General features: G+C 26.4%; 21 protein-coding genes. 11 read left to right on the forward strand and 10 right to left on the reverse strand.

Annotated elements, in window-relative coordinates; genetic code table 4:
* The 5 genes from parC to rpmG all read left to right on the forward strand — a co-directional run bounded on the left by parC (position 1) and on the right by rpmG (position 5,305).
* On the forward strand, positions 1-2,838 hold the full coding sequence (gene parC / locus AACK91_RS10400) for a DNA topoisomerase IV subunit A (protein WP_338966448.1): 2,838 nt from the start codon (positions 1-3) through the stop codon (positions 2,836-2,838).
* 5 nt (positions 2,839-2,843) lie between these two features.
* The gene (locus tag AACK91_RS10405) at positions 2,844-3,431 is read left to right on the forward strand and encodes a hypothetical protein (RefSeq protein WP_338966450.1); all 588 of its coding nucleotides are present in this window, start codon (positions 2,844-2,846) and stop codon (positions 3,429-3,431) included.
* Between the two features lie 78 nt (positions 3,432-3,509).
* Positions 3,510-4,310, forward strand: coding sequence for an ABC transporter ATP-binding protein (locus tag AACK91_RS10410; RefSeq protein WP_338966452.1), 801 nt, complete (start codon positions 3,510-3,512; stop codon positions 4,308-4,310).
* On the forward strand, positions 4,258-5,040 hold the full coding sequence (locus tag AACK91_RS10415; protein ID WP_338966454.1) for a hypothetical protein: 783 nt from the start codon (positions 4,258-4,260) through the stop codon (positions 5,038-5,040). The genes AACK91_RS10410 and AACK91_RS10415 overlap by 53 nt, the downstream gene beginning before the upstream one ends.
* A 115-nt stretch (positions 5,041-5,155) precedes the next feature.
* Positions 5,156-5,305: a 50S ribosomal protein L33 gene (gene rpmG / locus AACK91_RS10420; protein ID WP_040093693.1), complete on the forward strand. Its 150-nt coding sequence runs from the start codon at positions 5,156-5,158 to the stop codon at positions 5,303-5,305.
* Positions 5,306-5,718: 413 nt separating this feature from the next.
* Here the strand turns inward: rpmG and AACK91_RS10425 are convergent, their stop codons facing one another.
* Complete coding sequence (locus tag AACK91_RS10425; protein ID WP_338966457.1) at positions 5,719-6,081, reverse strand: hypothetical protein; 363 nt, start codon at positions 6,079-6,081, stop codon at positions 5,719-5,721.
* A gap of 128 nt (positions 6,082-6,209) precedes the next feature.
* Here AACK91_RS10425 and AACK91_RS10430 point away from each other — a divergent pair, with 128 nt between their 5' ends.
* Positions 6,210-7,172 (forward strand): IS1/IS1595 family N-terminal zinc-binding domain-containing protein, encoded by a 963-nt coding sequence (locus AACK91_RS10430; protein WP_338963247.1) that lies wholly within the window; start codon positions 6,210-6,212, stop codon positions 7,170-7,172.
* 24 nt (positions 7,173-7,196) lie between these two features.
* Here the strand turns inward: AACK91_RS10430 and AACK91_RS10435 are convergent, their stop codons facing one another.
* The 9 genes from AACK91_RS10435 to AACK91_RS10475 form a co-directional block, all read right to left on the reverse strand.
* Positions 7,197-7,358, reverse strand: a complete 162-nt coding sequence (locus AACK91_RS10435; protein WP_338966459.1) for a hypothetical protein — start codon at positions 7,356-7,358, stop codon at positions 7,197-7,199.
* 283 nt (positions 7,359-7,641) lie between these two features.
* Positions 7,642-7,893, reverse strand: a complete 252-nt coding sequence (locus tag AACK91_RS10440) for a hypothetical protein (RefSeq protein WP_338963620.1) — start codon at positions 7,891-7,893, stop codon at positions 7,642-7,644.
* On the reverse strand, positions 7,893-8,042 hold the full coding sequence (locus AACK91_RS10445) for a hypothetical protein (protein ID WP_004027793.1): 150 nt from the start codon (positions 8,040-8,042) through the stop codon (positions 7,893-7,895). Before AACK91_RS10445 ends, AACK91_RS10440 begins: the two co-directional genes overlap by 1 nt.
* 177 nt (positions 8,043-8,219) lie before the next feature.
* Entirely contained in the window at positions 8,220-9,011 is a 792-nt protein-coding gene (locus AACK91_RS10450; protein WP_338966461.1) for a hypothetical protein, read from the reverse strand.
* Positions 8,900-9,793 carry a hypothetical protein gene (locus AACK91_RS10455; RefSeq protein WP_338966463.1) on the reverse strand — a complete coding sequence of 298 codons (894 nt, stop codon included), beginning with the start codon at positions 9,791-9,793 and terminating at the stop codon, positions 8,900-8,902. The genes AACK91_RS10450 and AACK91_RS10455 overlap by 112 nt, the downstream gene beginning before the upstream one ends.
* Before the next feature lie 3 nt (positions 9,794-9,796).
* Entirely contained in the window at positions 9,797-11,188 is a 1,392-nt protein-coding gene (locus AACK91_RS10460; protein ID WP_338966465.1) for a hypothetical protein, read from the reverse strand.
* A gap of 172 nt (positions 11,189-11,360) precedes the next feature.
* The gene (locus tag AACK91_RS10465; protein ID WP_338963540.1) at positions 11,361-11,486 is read right to left on the reverse strand and encodes a hypothetical protein; all 126 of its coding nucleotides are present in this window, start codon (positions 11,484-11,486) and stop codon (positions 11,361-11,363) included.
* Complete coding sequence (locus tag AACK91_RS10470; protein ID WP_338966467.1) at positions 11,459-12,919, reverse strand: PBSX family phage terminase large subunit; 1,461 nt, start codon at positions 12,917-12,919, stop codon at positions 11,459-11,461. The genes AACK91_RS10465 and AACK91_RS10470 overlap by 28 nt, the downstream gene beginning before the upstream one ends.
* Positions 12,912-13,310 (reverse strand): hypothetical protein, encoded by a 399-nt coding sequence (locus AACK91_RS10475; RefSeq protein ID WP_338966469.1) that lies wholly within the window; start codon positions 13,308-13,310, stop codon positions 12,912-12,914. The genes AACK91_RS10470 and AACK91_RS10475 overlap by 8 nt, the downstream gene beginning before the upstream one ends.
* Positions 13,311-13,554: 244 nt before the next feature.
* Here AACK91_RS10475 and AACK91_RS10480 point away from each other — a divergent pair, with 244 nt between their 5' ends.
* From AACK91_RS10480 to AACK91_RS10500, 5 genes are all read left to right on the forward strand, one after another.
* The gene (locus tag AACK91_RS10480) at positions 13,555-14,205 is read left to right on the forward strand and encodes a UPF0236 family transposase-like protein (protein WP_338966471.1); all 651 of its coding nucleotides are present in this window, start codon (positions 13,555-13,557) and stop codon (positions 14,203-14,205) included.
* 16 nt (positions 14,206-14,221) lie between these two features.
* Positions 14,222-14,560 carry a UPF0236 family transposase-like protein gene (locus AACK91_RS10485; protein ID WP_338966473.1) on the forward strand — a complete coding sequence of 113 codons (339 nt, stop codon included), beginning with the start codon at positions 14,222-14,224 and terminating at the stop codon, positions 14,558-14,560.
* 268 nt (positions 14,561-14,828) lie between these two features.
* On the forward strand, positions 14,829-15,791 hold the full coding sequence (locus AACK91_RS10490; RefSeq protein WP_338963247.1) for an IS1/IS1595 family N-terminal zinc-binding domain-containing protein: 963 nt from the start codon (positions 14,829-14,831) through the stop codon (positions 15,789-15,791).
* A gap of 136 nt (positions 15,792-15,927) precedes the next feature.
* Positions 15,928-16,050: a hypothetical protein gene (locus AACK91_RS10495; protein ID WP_338966474.1), complete on the forward strand. Its 123-nt coding sequence runs from the start codon at positions 15,928-15,930 to the stop codon at positions 16,048-16,050.
* Positions 16,051-16,765: 715 nt separating this feature from the next.
* Positions 16,766-19,576 carry a cation-translocating P-type ATPase gene (locus AACK91_RS10500; protein ID WP_338966476.1) on the forward strand — a complete coding sequence of 937 codons (2,811 nt, stop codon included), beginning with the start codon at positions 16,766-16,768 and terminating at the stop codon, positions 19,574-19,576.
* Positions 19,577-19,594 lie beyond the last annotated feature (18 nt).

A 19,594-nucleotide genomic window follows, 5' to 3' on the forward strand; every position in this document is an offset into this window, starting at 1 on the left:
ATGAGCAATAGCGAAAAAACAAATGAATTAATTTATACCTTAAATGATATTTTGGCTGAACGTTTTGGCCGTTATGCAAAATATATCATTCAGGATCGTGCTTTGCCTGATGTTCGTGATGGTTTAAAACCGGTGCAACGGCGAATTTTATTTGCAATGAATGAATTACGGTTAACTTTTAATAGTAGTTATAAAAAATCAGCACGGATTGTTGGGGAAGTAATTGGGAAGTATCATCCACATGGTGATACTTCAGTTTATGATGCTATGGTCCGCTTATCACAGAATTGAAAAGTTCGTTATCCCTTAATTGATATGCATGGTAATAACGGTTCAATCGATGGTGACCCGGCGGCGGCAATGCGTTATACGGAAACACGATTAAGTGAAATTTCATCATTTTTATTACAAGATCTTGATAAAAAAACAGTTGCTTTTGCTCCCAATTTTGATGATTCTGAACAAGAACCAGTTGTATTACCAGCATTATTCCCAAATTTATTAGTTAATGGTTCAACGGGGATTGCCGCTGGATATGCGACAAATATTCCACCACATAATTTACATGAGATCATTGATGCAACAATTCATTTTATTAAAAAACCAAAAAGTAAAATTACTGAGTTAATTAAATATGTTAAAGGACCAGATTTTCCAACCGGAGGAATTATTCAAGGTAAAAATGGGATTTTAGAAGCTTATCAAACCGGAAAAGGTAAAATTATTATTCGAAGTAAAATTAAAAATGAAAACAATGCCTTAGTTATTACTGAAATTCCATATGAAGTTGTTAAACAAGACTTAGTTAAAAAAATTGATGATATTAAATATAATGAACCGGGGTTAAATATTAAAGAAGTTCGTGATGAAACTGATCGTGAAGGATTACGAATTGTGGTTGAACTAGGTAAACAAGCTAATTTTGAAATTGTTCGTAAATTTTTATTAAAAAATACTAATTTACAAGTATCATATAATTTTAATGTTGTTGGAATTGCTAAAAAACAACCATTACAATTAGGATTAAAAGAGATTTTAACTTATTATGTTGAACATCAGCACGAAGTTGTCACTAATCGTTCCCAATTTGAATTAGCTCGTGCGGAAAAACGATCAGAAATTGTCGCGGGATTAATTAAAACCATTAGTATTTTAGATGCAGTTATTGCCACAATTCGCCATTCAAAAGACCGTACTGATGCGATAAATAACTTAGTTGCTAAGTTTGTCTTTAGTAAATTGCAAGCAGAAGCAATTGTACAATTACGTTTATACCGTTTAACTTCAACTGATATTTTACAATTAGAAGCAGAACAAAAAGAATTAATTGCGACAATTGCTGATTTAAAAGCAATTTTAAGTGATATTAATAAATTAAACTATGTTATTATTCGGCAATTAGAATTAATTAAAAAAAGATTTCATAGTCCTCGTCGTAGCATTATTGAAGATGAAATCGAAGCAATTAAAATTGAAAAAACCGAAACAATTATTGAAAAAAATTTAAATATTTGAATTTCACGGGATGGTTATTTAAAAGCCTTAGAAAATAACCAACTGGTAAAATTAGCAACAGAAGAATTTAAACGTAAACCAGGTGATTTATGAATTGCTGATTTTCAAGCTAATAGCTTAGATAAAATTTTATTAATTACTTCAAAAGGGAATTATGTTATTATTCCTGTTTATAAAATTAAATCCGTTCGAATTAAAGATATTGGTGAACATGTTAACACGATTTCCGAATTACCAGGAGAAGAAAAGATTATTAGTGCCTTTTTACTAAATGATTTTAATAAACCAGAACAATATATTATGTTAGCAACAAAAAATGGGATGATTAAAAAAACAGCAGTAAAAGATTTTGAAGCAACAAGAATTAGTAAAGCAATTAAAGCGATTAATTTAAAAGGCGATGATGAAGTTGTTGCCAGTCAATTAGTTTATAAACATTTATATGTTGTTGTAACAACAGCGAATGGGTTTATTGTGAAATATAAAGCAAAAGAAATTCCAGCGTTAGGATTACGAACAGCCGGGGTTAAGTCAATTAATTTACGAGATGATACTGTTGTTGGTGCTGGATATTGTAAAGAAGATACACTTGTTTTTATTACAAATCTTAATGCTGGAAAGAAAATTACAATAAAAGAACTACCATCATCAACACGACCAGTTAAAGGAACAAGAATGTTTAAAGTTAATAAAAAAGTAACTGAAGTAGTAAAATGAATTTTTCTGGCAAAACAGCATGATACCTTACACATGTTAAATCAGCAAGATGAAATTATGTTGTTTAATACTGATAAATTAAATGTTCATAAATTAGAACGTTCAACAGATCCATTAGGTGTTGAAAACATTGTTGATATTCTGATTCCACAATATTATAATTTAAAAATAATTCATTCGAGAAAAATGGTTGAACATCATAGCGAAAAACCAGCAAAAAGCCATCTTTTTCATCATGACCAGAAAAAACAACATCATAATGTTAAACCAGTAGATGATATAACTAAAACAGTTAATTCTACGGTTAATAAGTCAGCTCCGGACCAAAAAAGTAAAGAAAAAACAAATTCTCTAAATGATAGTAATAACGATGATGAAACTGACCCCGTTGTTAAAGCAAACCTAGTTTTAGAACCTATAGAACCTATCATTGAACCAAAAGAAGTAGGATCAGCACCAATTGAACTTGTTGAAACCAAGGTAGATTTAATAACAAATGAGATCCAAAAACAGCAAGAAAAACCAAGTGCTGAATTAAAAATAACCGAACCAATTCAAAAACATATTACAACACAAAAAGCAAAAAAGAAAAAACGAAAAAAGTAAAACAAATGCCAGAAGCACCATTAGAAAGCGTTAAGAAAACAACACCAATTATTGTTGAAGAACCATTATCATCTTTTTCTTTAAAAACTTTTGGCAAGGTTAAAACAACAGTTGATATCTTACTTGAGAAAAAAGAGTTAGCAAAAGTGCAAAGGGCATTAAAAGAACAAGCAGAAAACAATCACCCAGTAGAAAACAAGCCAGTGCAAAATGTAACACAAAAAGCGAAACCAAATCTTGGTAAAGTAGTTACAACTGTTGAGACTTTAATTAAAGATAAAAAAATTAAGACATCGGAAAATAAAAACTTCAATAAATTATCACCAACCCCAGCAGAGGAAGAACCACAAAAAAAAGAAGACCCGCGCTTAGCATGATTAAAAGCAATTGAAAAAGCACCACCAGGAACAATCATTGTTGGGTTGAAAGATGTGAAAACGAAGAATCAACAGCAAACAATGCAAAAAGCTGATTTTACAAAACCAAAAAAGAAACGAATTGATAAAAATAAATTTAAAAAAGATTTAGAAATTGAAGAAACAAAAGAATTAAAAATAACAATGTATGATCTTCTTGATAAAGATAAAAAATAATAAAAATCAGTTAAAATTTGACTGATTTTTATTATATAATTTTAATAATCTAATAAATAGAAATGGGAGCGATTAGAAATGACTAATTTAACAGAAGACTTTTTAGTTAAAGGCGTTAATATTAATAAATTTTATCGCAAACAACATGTTTTAAAAAATGTTAATTTAACGGTTAAAAAGGGCGATCGAATTGGAATTGTTGGTCCAAATGGAACAGGGAAAACAACTTTATGTGAGATTCTCGCCCAACTTCGTCGTGTTTCTGATGGAACTAGTGAAAAGAAATTTGGGGTTCGGATTGGGATGCAATTACAAGAATCAAAATATCCGAAAGGAGTTACTGGTTATGACATTCTAAACTTATATTTAAAAGCTTATAACTTACTTATTTCACCAAACGAAATTTATCAATTGCTATTAGATTTACAAATAGAAAAAATAATGAATAAAGACATCAGCAAATTATCAGGAGGACAACAACAAAAAATTAATATTTTATTAGCCTTAATTGTTGACCCTGATTTAATTATTCTTGATGAATTAGCAACGGGATTAGATTTAGAAATTAAAGATAAAATATATGAAATATTAAGCACCTTCTTAGCAAATAAGGATAAGGCATTATTATTAATTTCACATAATATGGGAGAAATTGAAAAATTTTGTGACACTTTAATTTTTATGGTTCATGGTGAAATTACAAAAATATCAAAAGTTCATGATGTTATTAGTGAATATGGTAGCGTTGAAAAATGTGTCAAAAATCAGTTTAAAGAATATCAAATTGATGCTTATAACCAATATTATAGAACAGGAGCAATGGAAAATGACAAATGAGCAAAAAACTGAGCAAAATACATCGATAAAAACAAAAAATAATTGCTTAGTTAGTGAAAAAATTAATTTATTTGCACTATATAGTTTTTTTCTAAATTATTTACGTCGTCAAAAATTAGTCTTAGCTTTTGCGGTTGTTATTATTCCAATTGGAATTTTGTGTCAAGCGATTTTTGCTAATCGCCGTGGTCCGGAAGTAATGGCCTTATCAATCGGGATTACGTTTATTGCAACCGGTGCTAGTGTTGCAATGTATATGATGATGGGATTTTTAATTGATTTAAAAATGTCTGTTGTTTATAAACGAATTGGATTATTAGGAATTAAACCCTTTGGGTTTATTGTCATTGTTTATGCCTATTGTTTTACTTTGGTATTAATTGCTGATTTATTAGTGTTAATCGCTAGTTTTATTATTACTGCTGCGTTAAAAATTGATTTTGGAACGGTTTATAATTTTGTTGTTTTCATCTTTTTCTTTATTTCAATTTTTATTACTGCTTTAGCAATTAGTTTAATGATGATTGCTGTTATTTTAATAAATTCACGAACTGTCCAATCATTAGTAACAGGAATCTTTAGTATTTTATTTGTTGGGGGCGCATTTATTATCGCTGCTTTTATTCCAGCTTTATTTGGTGGTGATTATAAATACGCCTTATTGTCTTTTACGGGCTTAAGTATTATTAGTTTAGGGATTATTCTGGGTTCAATTATTTTAACGGGGCTTTTAACATGGTTAATTATGCGGATTTTCCGGTGAGATAATTAAAATATTGCGAAAAAGAAGGTAAAATTAATTGGCAAAAGGAGATTATTTTGCTATGATATACTTGTTGCAAAATTTAGCAAATAATTATGTTTGAACAGAAAAGAGGAATAAATAAATGCGTGAAGGAATAATTTTGCGTTGTGATCAATGTAAAGAAGAAAACTATATTGCAAAACGTGATAAAAAGAAACAACAAGAAAAGTTAGAAGTAAAAAAATATTGTTCAAAATGTAACCAACATACTTTACATAAAGAAAAAAAATAGTTCCTAAGCAGGAACTATTTTTTTATGATTTAGTTATTAAGCAATTTTGTGTTATGATTATTAAGAACAAAATCTGATAAACAAAAATAATCAATAAGGAGTAAACAATAATGATTCGACGTGCAACAATCTTAGATCAAAACCAAATTGAAGAATTACGCCAAAAAGCATTGAGTAAAGTTAGCATTTAAGATTATAGTTTGTTACAACAAAGAGCAATTTTTTATGACGTTTAGTATTATTTTCTCGGGGAGTGTTACAAATAAACGGGTATTATTTAATTTATTTAAAAACAAGAAACTTTTTTCTTTTATAAAAAAATAATAACACAAAAAAAATAAAAATACAAATAATAATTTCATATTTTTACACACTAAAAAATATTTTAAAAACTAAGATTATATTATTTTAAATTAACTAAAATTAAATTTCATAATTTTTAAATCTAAAATTTTTTTAAATGTTGAAAACGAAAATGTTTTATTCCCATATCCTAAACAAGATTTTACAACTCTTGAAACATCGCTTTCAGCAGATACGCCAATATTTCACTCTTTATTTTGATTTAAAATACCATTTTTTAAATTAATAAAATACCTTAATTTAATTCTTTCATTCTGTAATGATTTTAAAAAAGTTATAAATTCGTCGTATTTTCCTTGTAAAAATAACTCTTTTGCGTGTAAATAATTTTTAAAGGATTCTTTACTACGATTACCACAATATATATTATTCTTTAATTCTCTTATTGCATGAAATCTATCAAATATAAACATACCATATAAAATTTTAGCAGTTTTTTTAATTCATTTAGCACTATCTCCCTTTAATTTTGTCGAAAACTCTTGATATTTATAAAATATACCTAAAATTAGGTATATTTTTAATATATAGAGGTAAATAAATGATGAAAAAAATAATTACAGAATTAATAAATAGCTTAACAGATGATCAATTTTTAGAATTTTATGAAAAAATAAAACAACAAGCAGACTTAATTAAAAAACAAAAACGTTTAAATGAAATTGATCAAAAATTTAGAGATAAAGGCATTATATGTCCTAATTGCAAATCTTTTCATTGTGTTAAAAATGGTCATAATTCCGAAGGAAAACAAAAATATTTATGTAAAAAATGTCGTGCTAGTTTTGATGCATTTCGTCATCATTTTACTTATTGAAGTCATTTAAATTATGAACAGTGAAATTTATTAATTCAAATTTCATTGTTAGGACAATCTAGTAAAATAATTTCTCGTTTTATTAAAACAACCCCAAAAACCGCTTGATATAATCGACAAAAATTAATGCAATCAAAACAATTAGAAAATACACAGTTAAAATTTAAAAAATTAAATGGTCAAATCCAAATGGATGAAACATTTATTAAAGAAATTCATAAAGGCAATTTTAAAGATAAATTTGATAAACGAAAAACTCATCTCGATCCATTTTCAACTGATACCAAATGCTGTATTCAAATGGCAGTTGATAGCAATAATAATATTTTTGTTCAATCCACCAATACCAAAAGATTACAAAAACAATGGATTATTGAAAATATGAATAAGCAACTAATTAAAGAAAAATCAATAATTATTTCTGATATGCAACCACTATATTTATTAGTAGCAAAACAAACAAATTCTACTCTATATTCCACCAAAACTAGTACAAACCCTGATACTAGTTATCAAAAGTTAAATAAGATTAGTAAATTACAATCCAGTCTTAAAGAAGCCTTAATTCATTATCATGGTTTGGGTTTCACTAATATTCAAAATTATTTAAAGCTCTGAAAATGAAAATACCAACACAAAGGTTTAACACCAAACCAACAATCAACGGTATTATATTTTAACGTTTAAAAAATTTAAAGCAAAATCATAATCTTACACAAAATTAGTTTTCAAATTGTCATATTGATGATTTTTTTTATTTCATCAAGAGTTTTCGACAAAATTAAAGCTATCTCCACCAATAATTAATTTAATATTTTCATGCTCTTGTTGATAACATATTTCATCATTGCCAACATCTATATTTTTTTCCATAATTATTGTCTCCTTACTGTAAAAAACACTGTTATAAAAAATGTAAATTAATATTGTTAATAAACATTGGTAATAACAATGTTATACATAATGCTAATATATTGTTTATTTAATGTTTAATAAACAATGTTATTAACAATGTTAAATATATAAAATAATAAAAATTGACACACTGAAAAATACTATTTAATTTTTAATAATAGTTATTAAAATATAAAATTAATAAATCAAATAACAAAGCTAGTGTGCCATAGCTAAGATATATGATCAGTAATAATAAATATTAAAATACTTTAACCATAACACGGAAAAAGTTTAAAATCTTAATGATAACAAAAATACCAAATGGAATTAAAATAATTCACGCATCACCTAAAAAGGTCATTAATTGTGGTAATACAGCATAAATTGCTTCTTTAACTTTCATCATTGCTTGCCCTAAACCACTTCAAATAGAACCCATTCCATCTGAAATAGTAGGTTTATCACCAACTGCTAAAAAATTAATTGCTGTTGTTAAATACATACCTAACATTATTTTTTATCCTCCTTATTTTCAATTTCTTTTTTATCTTTTTTCTTTCCTCGAATTTGGCGAATTTTTTGATAAATTGATAAACCAATTCACGCAAAAATACCTAATATAATAACAACACTAAAAATTGTCGTTAATCAAACTGGCATAACTTATTCCTCCTAAAAATCTAATTTTCGCGGCACGCTTCGCGTGTTCGCTACGCTCAAAATAAACTATATTGAATAAATTACCGCTAATAAATTACGCGGATAATTTATTCATCTTCTTTTTCATTATTAATTACAATATTATTTACCGTATTAATAACATTATCTTTTCCATACTTAGTTACTAAGGACCGTAAAATAAAATAATGTTTTCTTTCCATTAAAAAATCAAATCCTTTCTGAGTTGATTTGTTGCACTTCACTTACACGATGCCATGGTTGAACTGTATTGGCACCTCATATATATTTCATATAAGGTTTGTAATTATATGGTATTGGTGGTAATACATATTGTGGGTAATTAAATGTTGGTATTTCATAATCATGGGGTAGTAAGAAACTAGTTTTATAATTAGTTGTCATATCGCGTAAATAATTATTTAGTGTATTTTTTGTTTTACCTCTGAAACTTCATACTGATAATCTTAAATAATCTTCTTCATTATTTGTATATGGATTATCAGCATAAAATATAATTTCAAAATTACCTTTATATAATGCTTGGATTGAAAACATATCAATAATATAACTACAATTTGTACCGTCAGGTGTTTGTAAAAATTCGCAATCATTATCTTTTTCACTATCAATAACTGGTGTTTGTGCATCTACTGCTCTTACTAATTCATTAATTAAATATATACGATTAGTTTTAGGATTTAATTGTTTTAAATTATAAGTTGAATAAGTTATTTGTTCATTTGGTTTACCATCTTTTTCTAAAACATTACCTTGTATTTTATCAGTTAATAAAGTAGTAAAACCTAAACTAGTAGCATTTGCTCCAAAGATAGCACCTACTTTATCATTTCCTTGTTCTCTAAATATTTCAAATGGTAAATAACCTTTACCTTTTGATTTTTCAGACCAAAATGCATCATTATAGAAACTATAAATATTAGCACTCATAAAGCCCCATTAAGTCATTGAAAATTAGGTCAAGTTTTTTCATCTTGGTTAATTACTCATCCTCAGGGAATACCAAATGAAATAAAGTTTAAGAACTTACCAACTACACCTGGTATCGTAAAAGGGTTAAAAACTAATTTTTGCGTATATTTTAAAGGTAATACTGTAATTTGGCGATTAATAAAATTATTCATATTTAAAATATCTCAAACATTACAAACACCCATTTTATTATATTCAATTTGAACTTGTCCGACAGTATTACCAAATTCATCTTTTCTTCTAAAATATGATGATGCTTGGGTACTAATAATATTATTAAAATCTTCATTATTTACTTTTACTTTATCAGGTTGAGTAATCATTCAATTTTTAGACCAATAAAATTTAGAGTTATTATCTTCTTTATGAATAGTTGTGCCAACCGTAGGATTAGTTGCTGTTGAACTCGCTTTATCGGTTATTACAATTCCCTCACTATTTTTTTGATTTCAAAAGTCGTATCTACTTTCCATATCTTGATTTCAATCTTTAAAACCAGTTATCATTGTTGGTTGAATACCTTGAACGTTATATCAACTTACTTCTGGAGCAGCATAAGTATTTACTTTGTCAGGTGGGCAAGGATATATGTTATACATTAATAAATCACGAGAATTCATAACTTTTTTATTAAACTGACCTTTAATAATTGGTCGCCCAATTACTGGCATATCAAAAAATATCGGATTACCATAAAATTTAACTGCCATTGCTCTAACCCCTGGGTTAATTCTACTCATTTGTTAATTCTCCTTAATTTCTGTTCTACCTTGTAAAGCATTTTGATTATTACCAGTTTCATCATATTCCATTAATTTATTATTATGTTCAATTTCTTTGGCTTCCATTTTATCTCAGTATTTTTCAATTTTTTCATAATATTTAGTTGCTTCTAATTCATCAATATTATCATATTCAGTTATAGCTCTTATTGGTTCCATTGTGCCATTATCTAATCTAGCAGTAATTAATTCATTTTGTCGAATTTGATCAACCAAACTTGCGCTAATAAAATCAAAACCATATTCTCGTTCACCATTTCCATCTCATAAACAATAATATTTTAAAACAGTATCAAACATTTTAGTATAATATTGTTTACGATATGCTTGTAAATATGCTTGTTTTTCTAAATCTTTGGTTTTAGTTAATAAAGATTGTGTTTTATTTTGGTCATTATCTGATTTATCACCAAAAGGACTAGAAAAATGACATGCTAAATATACTTGTTCAATAATTGATTTTTGGTCTTCAGTATATGTTTCTAAGGTTGGTGTACCTTGTACTACTTGTAAAGATTGGGATAATTGACCATCTACTGCTGATTGACCTGATTGAATAAAAATATCATCAAAAGCGTCTTGTAATACTTTTTTATTACCTTTTTTATAAGCAGTCATTAAATCATCATCTAATATTCCATATCAATGAGTACGATTTGCTCATCTTTCTTTTGATTTAATATTAAAACTATCTTCTAAATCAAATTGTAATTTATAACAATTTGCCATAGTAGGCCATGGGTTTAATGTTGTTGAAGTTGATAAAAATAATGGATTAGGTTCATTAATCATTTCTCAAAAAGGGACAATACCTAATTTGTTTTTAAATTCTTGTACTAAAACAGGTTTAACATCATCTTTAATTTGTGTTTTACTTTGTCCAACAACTACTTCATTATTTTTAGGTCAACCTTTTATAACTATTTTATCTTTGGTACAAATTAAATTTAAAATAAAACCACTATCTGATTGATGATAATTTAATCAAATATCAGCACCTTGTTCAATTTCATTTATTTTACTTACTCGTGATGTAAAGTTAAAAGGGTTAATTCATAAATCAATATTGCCGTCATTAGTCTCTAATAAACCAAAGATAGTTTTACCCATTAAACTTGCTGTTAATTCATTTTTATCTAATTTTTCTTTTATTTTATAAGTTTCATATCATCAATTTAATTTTTCTAAAATATCTTTACGATGCGACTTAAATAAAATATCTTTACCATTTATTAATCGCATTTGATGGCGAGCAATAATATTGGCTAAATTAATAGTTCAATCATAATTATAAAATTTTAAAACACTATTAATATCATTTAAGTTTGGGAAAGTTGGATAAGTATTATTCATTGTTATTTTGCTCCTTTAATTTTAAAATAAGTGCATAATTAATAATATTTACTGTTAATAAACTAGGTTCATTTGCTAAAACTTGTACACATACTTTAACTTTTTGATATTTCTTAATATATTCGTTATATAAATTTAATTTACATATTGCGATATTATCTTTTTTTAATTCTTAACAAAGTCTTTTTTTAACTTGTCCACAAACAGACATATATGGTCTTTTTGCATTAATTACACGCTCATCATGTATTACATAAATATCTTTTTTCATTAAGTTATTCACTCCCTTTGTTGTCATAATTTATAATCTGCTGAACTATTATGTTTAACCATATTAACTAATTCAAAGTGTAAAGCATAAAAATCACTATCAAATGTGTCATCATATAAATCTAACATTCGTTCTTCTCTTGCATCGGGCTTATCTTCTCATTGAATTAATTCATATTGGGTTTTACTTACAGGACATTTTTCTCATAATCATTTTAATTGATTAGTATTTATTAACATTGTAAATGCCTCAATACGATGTTTTATTTTAAACTTCTGCTTTTGTGCTGGTTTAAAATTCATGTATTGACCAAAAGTATAATTATATTTTTCTCTATTTAAACTTTCTAATGTTGCATAAGCACTATCATCAACATTAATTGATATTCCTTGTTGTATTAAATTAAAGTATTGGTTTAATTGATTGTTGTAAAACTCTAAAATATCTTTAACTTGTTCTAATGGTCCTTTAAATTGTTGCGTAGCATTTGAGTGTGCATATTCTGCTACTTTATAGGCTTTTTTATCAAATGAATTATATATTCAAAAACTAGCAGCGGTTGTATGTCCTTTGGGGCTAGTAGAGTTTGCTAAGTCAACACCACCTAATAATTTAGTTGGTTGAATAATATCTGTTGCTTGCATAATATCAATATATCTTGCAAAAATTGAACCACTAGTATTACCAAGCAATCCTCAACTCCATACTCTTGCTCTTTCAATATCTAATTGTTCTAATCTTAATTGTTCATTAACTTTATTTTGTGGTAATTCATAATTAAGTCTTCAACTAGAATAATGAATAATAATTTTCATATTTCATTTTTCGATATAATTAATTTGTTCATATTTACTACGCATTATTTCTTCATTAAAAGGCATTAATTCATTACAATAACCAACAATATATCTTTTTAAGCTTTCAGGGTTACATGTATTAATTGTTATTTTATTTTGATAACCACGAATAGCAAATTCTAAATCACTTAAATCTTTTTGTTGAAATTGGTCACATTCTTCTCTTCAATCAATTACTAATTTATATTTATTCAAATCAGCAAAAGCTTTTAATTTTTCTTTCCGGCTTGGTGAATGTAAACCTTTACAATATATTTTGCTACCATTTGATAAAGTAAAAGTAAAATTTGATAAGTTAATAGTATAAGGAATATGATTTTCATCTAACATATTTCAGATATTTTGAAATACACTATCTTTTAAATCCTTACTTCGATACATACTAGCAATGATACAAATTGGTTCTTTAATTAATAAACTAATTTTTAATAATTCACCAAACATTTTAATATTTGAAATAGTCTTACCACTATATCGTGTTCCAATTTGATTAATTTCATTAACTAACTCATATTTTTTAGCAAAGGGATATTTATTACCAATACTACTATTTTGTAATAATCAATAAGGAGTTTCTAACAAATAAGTAAAATGATTAAGCATTATTATCACTTTCTTTTTTAATATCTCTAATATCCGTTTGTAAATTAACAATTATTGGTTGTTGATTATTTAAGTTTAATTCTTTTTCAAGTTCTTTTTCTTGTAGTGAATATTTATAATTAAAGGCTCGTTGTCAATATAATTTAGCACCATCAGGTGTTTTCATCATAAAATTAATTATTTCACTTTCAATTCTATCAACTTGTTTTTCAAGCAAAGGAACTATCTTTTCGCTCCGATAAATTTCTTGTCTTCAATGACGAGAAAGGTTGAATTCATTGGTTAAATCATTCAAAGTATATGGTTTATTAGGTGATTTATTTTCTCAAAATTGCTCTATTTTACGATAAAAAGTCGCCAAACTTGCTGTTTTTGGATTAAATTCTTTCATTTTTACTCCTTTTATATGGTTAAATATAAGTAGAGAAAAACATATACAGAAGAACTTGACACGGTTCTTTTTTTTATTATCTATATTTTACATCAAAATAAAAAAAAGTAAATTACTTTACTTTCAGTTAATTAATTTATTAAATACATTCAAATTGTAACATACTAAATAAAAATTACTATCCTTTTTTTGCATTTTTATTATTTTTGTGATAAAGTCGTAAACTAAGAAAGAGGGTAAGAAAATGATAAATGTTGATAATAATTTTTTTAAGAATTTTATTAATTTATTATATATACAGAGTATTGAAATTATTCAACAAAGTTTAGAAGATTATGATAAATGAATTTTTAAAAATTATAAAATTGATGAAACTTTAAAAGAATTTAAAAATTATAAAGTAAAAGATAAAATTGAAAGAACATTAGTAATTTTAAATGGAAAAATAACTTTTAAGAGAAGAAGATATTATAAAATTAATTCAGAAACAGGTAAAGAAGAATATATTTTTTCTTTGGATAAAATTTTAGGAATTGAAAAATGACAAAGAATAGATAATTCTGTTAAAGAAAAAATATTATTATTTATTACTGAGAACAAAAGATATAAAGATATTTTAGATACTATGGAATATGTAAAAATTAGTTTAATGACAGTATCTAATATTATGAAAAATGCAAAAACTGACGAAGAATATTACTTTAATAAAAGTAATAAAAAAATAGATATTCCACACACTTTATATATTCAAATGGATGGTACTTATTTTAAAATGTTAGATTCAACAAAGCAAGGAAGAAAAAAGATAAAAAAACATACGATAGCATGTACTGTACATACTGGGTATGATGAAGAAAAATATACTGTAAAAAGACCTGTCTGTAATCGCAAATAAATTAGGTGTTTTTGAAATGGATAATATTCCAGATTATCTTAAAAAAGAAGCAGATTTAAAACCAGTTCTTATAAAATTATTTTCTTTAATTGAAACTCATTTCAATATGATACCTAATATTGAAATTATGATTTTAGGTGATGGTGCATTATGAATTAAAAATACTAAAAATTTTATGTATCAATATTTTCCTAAAAATAAAATTCACTATACAATAGATAAATTTCATCTTACAAGTAGATTTAAAAAATTATATCCATATCAAAATAAAAATAAGGAAAATAGAGAAACATATCATAAAGCAGTGGATTATTTTTTTAATGCTAAATATGAAGAATTATTACAGTGTTTATAAGATAGTAAATATTTTATAAGCGATGCTAAATTAGATTTTTTAAATAAAACTATTAGATTAATTAAAAATAATAAAGAAGGAATTGAAAATCAAACATTATGAAATAATGTTGGTTGTCATATGGAAGGTGACATTTCTCATTATTGAAAAGTTACTATGATTAAAAAAGCCATTTATAGTGAAAAAACCTTTAATTTTGTCGAAAACTCTTGATATTTATAAAATATACCTAAAATTAGGTATATTTTTAATATATAGAGGTAAATAAATGATGAAAAAAATAATTACAGAATTAATAAATAGCTTAACAGATGATCAATTTTTAGAATTTTATGAAAAAATAAAACAACAAGCAGACTTAATTAAAAAACAAAAACGTTTAAATGAAATTGATCAAAAATTTAGAGATAAAGGCATTATATGTCCTAATTGCAAATCTTTTCATTGTGTTAAAAATGGTCATAATTCCGAAGGAAAACAAAAATATTTATGTAAAAAATGTCGTGCTAGTTTTGATGCATTTCGTCATCATTTTACTTATTGAAGTCATTTAAATTATGAACAGTGAAATTTATTAATTCAAATTTCATTGTTAGGACAATCTAGTAAAATAATTTCTCGTTTTATTAAAACAACCCCAAAAACCGCTTGATATAATCGACAAAAATTAATGCAATCAAAACAATTAGAAAATACACAGTTAAAATTTAAAAAATTAAATGGTCAAATCCAAATGGATGAAACATTTATTAAAGAAATTCATAAAGGCAATTTTAAAGATAAATTTGATAAACGAAAAACTCATCTCGATCCATTTTCAACTGATACCAAATGCTGTATTCAAATGGCAGTTGATAGCAATAATAATATTTTTGTTCAATCCACCAATACCAAAAGATTACAAAAACAATGGATTATTGAAAATATGAATAAGCAACTAATTAAAGAAAAATCAATAATTATTTCTGATATGCAACCACTATATTTATTAGTAGCAAAACAAACAAATTCTACTCTATATTCCACCAAAACTAGTACAAACCCTGATACTAGTTATCAAAAGTTAAATAAGATTAGTAAATTACAATCCAGTCTTAAAGAAGCCTTAATTCATTATCATGGTTTGGGTTTCACTAATATTCAAAATTATTTAAAGCTCTGAAAATGAAAATACCAACACAAAGGTTTAACACCAAACCAACAATCAACGGTATTATATTTTAACGTTTAAAAAATTTAAAGCAAAATCATAATCTTACACAAAATTAGTTTTCAAATTGTCATATTGATGATTTTTTTTATTTCATCAAGAGTTTTCGACAAAATTAAAGGAAAAAACTATTAGAAATAAATTAAATGCTGGTATGATGGGGTTAAAAAATAAAATTGATTTATTTAATATTAATAAATCATTAGAAGAAAATAAATTTAATTATTCAGTTAATAATTTTGTAAATTATTATTTACAAAAAAATTTATATTTTTATTAGTTTTATCTAAGAAATTAAATAATTTTAATAAAAATGTATTTTTGTCGTGGAAAAATTTAAAAAAATAGAAAAATGTATTGACAATAAAATTAAAAGTAATAAAATGTAAATAAGTAAGTGGTATATTATTCCACAATTTCTAAGATATTAATTTAAGACCCCAAAATAATTTATACGACCAACTTCTTATTCCTCCTAAAAATCTAATTTTCGCGGCACGCTTCGCGTGTTCGCTACGATCAAAATAAACTATATTGAATAAATTACGCGGATAATTTATTCATCTTCTTTTTCATTATTAATTACAATATTATTTACCGTATTAATAACATTATCTTTACCATACTTTTTCACTAACGACCGTAAAATAAAATATTGCTTTGTTTGCATAATTCCAACCCCTTAAAATTTTTAAAAAAATAATAACTTTAATATTAATAATTTCTATATATAAAAGAAAAAACAAGATATAATCTTGTTTTTAACTAAAACCCGTATCTTTGCAAAACCCCCTAAAAATTTATAAAATGATTTTAAGTTATTAAAATTATTTTTTATTTTTACTGGGTTAATGCCTTAAAACCGTGATGTTTTTTATTAATAATTTTTAAATTACAGATTATCAATTAATAATTAATATCAAATTTAATATGTCAAATCAATATTTTTCAGGTATAATAATTATTACAGCAAATGAACAGAAAGGTTAAATACTATGGAAGAATATATATCCCAGGACAATAACAACCTAGAATCTTCTTTACAAACTAATTTTGAAATTGGTTTAACAACTGACGAAGTTATCGTTCGTCAAAAACAATATGGTAAAAATGAGTTACCAAAAGGAAAAGTAACGCCATGATATGTTATTTTTGGAAAAGCTTTAATTGAGCCAATTCAATTAATTTTAATTGCGGCGGCAGTTATTTCTGTTATTGCTCCATTAGTTGGGAATAATTGAAAATTAAAAGGAGCATATTTTGTTGATTTTACGGTAATTGGAGCTATCGTTATTCTTGATGCAATCTTAGAAACGGTGCAAACAGTAAAAGCCCGTAAATCAATGGCCGCATTAAAATCGCTTTCTAAACCAAAAGCCGTTGTAATTCGAAATGATCTACAACAAGAAATTCCCGCCCATGAGTTAACTGTTGGTGATATTGTTATTTTAGAAGCTGGAAAATATGTCCCAGCTGAATTACGAATTATTGAACAATCAGATGTTTTTATTGATGAAGCAATTTTAACTGGTGAAAGTGTCCCAGTTCATAAAACAGCTAAACCGATTGAATCAACAACAATTTTAGCAGAAATGAAAAACATTGCTTTTATGTCAACTTTTATTACGGCTGGTCGTGCGGTTGGGGTTGTGATTAAAGTTGGGCAACAAACCCAAATTGGAAAAATTGCGACAACTATTAACGAAACAGAAGAAAGTCCAACAAATTTAGAAAAAAAACTAACAAAATTTTCATATTGAATTGCAGGATTAAGTTTTATTATTGCAATTATTATTTTCATTGCGTTATATTTTAGTGGCAATAAAGGTGGTTGAACAAACTATTTAATGGTTGCCATTACTTTAGCAATTGGGGTTATTCCAGAATCATTGGCCGCTGTTGTTTCAATTACCCTATCATTTTCCACAAAACGAATGGCAAAACAAAATGTTATTGTCAAAAAACTAGCTAGTATGGAAACACTAGGTAGTGTTAATGTTATTTGTACCGATAAAACTGGGACTTTAACAGAAAATAAAATGACAGTAAAAAAAGTCATTATAAATAATAATATAACTACTGCTGAAACATACCAAGGTGTTAATCATGATCAACACCAAGATTTATTTTTAAAAGCACTGGTGCTATGTAATGATAGTGTTACTGAAGATAAAGAACGAATTGGTGATCCAACCGAATTAGCATTAGTTGATTATGCTGAATTATTTGCATATGATGAACAAGATTCGCGTGACAAATGAGAACGGATTAATGAAGTTCCGTTTGATTCAGAACGAAAACTAATGTCAACATTAAATGTCATTGATGGTGTCAGTACGACTTTTACAAAAGGAGCATTAGATAGTTTATTACAATATTGTGATCGCATTATGATTGAAAATAAAATTTTAACACTAATGGATGAACATAAAGCAGAATTATTAAGATTAGCTGATGATTTATCAACCCAAGCATTACGAGTGTTAGCGTTTGCTTATAACACTAATTTTGATGATGAACAAGACCCCGAAGCATTAGAAACTAATTTAATTTTTTTAGGAGCAGTTGGAATGATTGACCCTGTTCGGCGCTCAGCAGTTGAGGCTGTTAAGAAAGCACATGCTGCTGGGATTGAAGTTGTCATAATTACTGGTGATCATGCAACAACAGCCTTAGCAATTGCGAAAGAATTAGATTTAGCTTATTCTGAATATGAAGTGATTTCTTCAGAACAATTAAATGAAATGAGCGATAAACAGTTAATTCGGATCATTGATAAAATTAAGGTTTTTGCCCGAGTTAATCCCGAACATAAAGTCCGCATTGTCAATATTTTGAAACAAAAAAAATATTTAGTGTCAATGACTGGTGATGGGGTTAATGATGCTCCCAGTTTAGTTAAAGCTGATATTGGTGTTTCAATGGGAATTACCGGAACTGATGTTGCCAAACAAGCAGCAGATGTTATTCTAACTGATGATAATTTTGAAACAATTATTAAAGGAGTTAATGAAGGCCGTAATGTTTATCAAAAAATTCGTCGTGCAATTACCTTTGTCATTGGTGTTAACTTAGCTAATGTTTTATCAATTTTTATTTTATCTTTAATTAATCATATTTCACCTGTCGAAGCAACTGATATCTTATGAATGAACTTGGTAATTGAATCAATTTTGGCAATTTGTATTGGAATGGGGGATAATGACGATACTTTAATGCAAGTAAAACCGTTACAAGGTGAAAATTCACTCTTTCGGAAGATTTGAGGATCAATGTTACGCATTACCATTTTAACAAGTGCTGTTTGTATTGGAGCATATTACTTTGGAATGAGTTTTGTCCCTGCCGAGGATTATCAAGCATATGGTTATCAAACTGTTTTTGACTTTTTACGTAGTAGTGATCCAATGATTACAGTCGAAATGAAATTACAAATGTCTGATTTTGGGCGAACATCAATTTTTCTAGTTTTAACTTGTGCACCAAGTATGTTTGTCAATACTGTTACCTTATCTGATTGAAAAATAAAAGCACAATTTAAACCAATTATTAATCGCCCATTAATCTTTGCAGCCATTGGCGCAGTGTTATTAAACATTATAATGTTATTTATTCCATGAATTAATAACAAGGTTTTAAATCTAAATGATTTAGAAGTTTATACTCAAAGTAACTGGTATTTTGTCCCCGCTTGTTTAGCAATGGCAATGATTCCAGTAACAGTAATTGTGATGACTGATGCCATTTATTTTTGATGACATCATAATCTAAAACAATGTTTCCAACGAATTGGACAAAAAAAATAACTCTTATTTTAAAAAGAA

Source organism: Spiroplasma endosymbiont of Sarcophaga carnaria (genome assembly GCF_964019595.1).
Lineage (GTDB): Bacteria > Bacillota_I > Bacilli_A > Mycoplasmatales > Mycoplasmataceae > Spiroplasma > Spiroplasma poulsonii.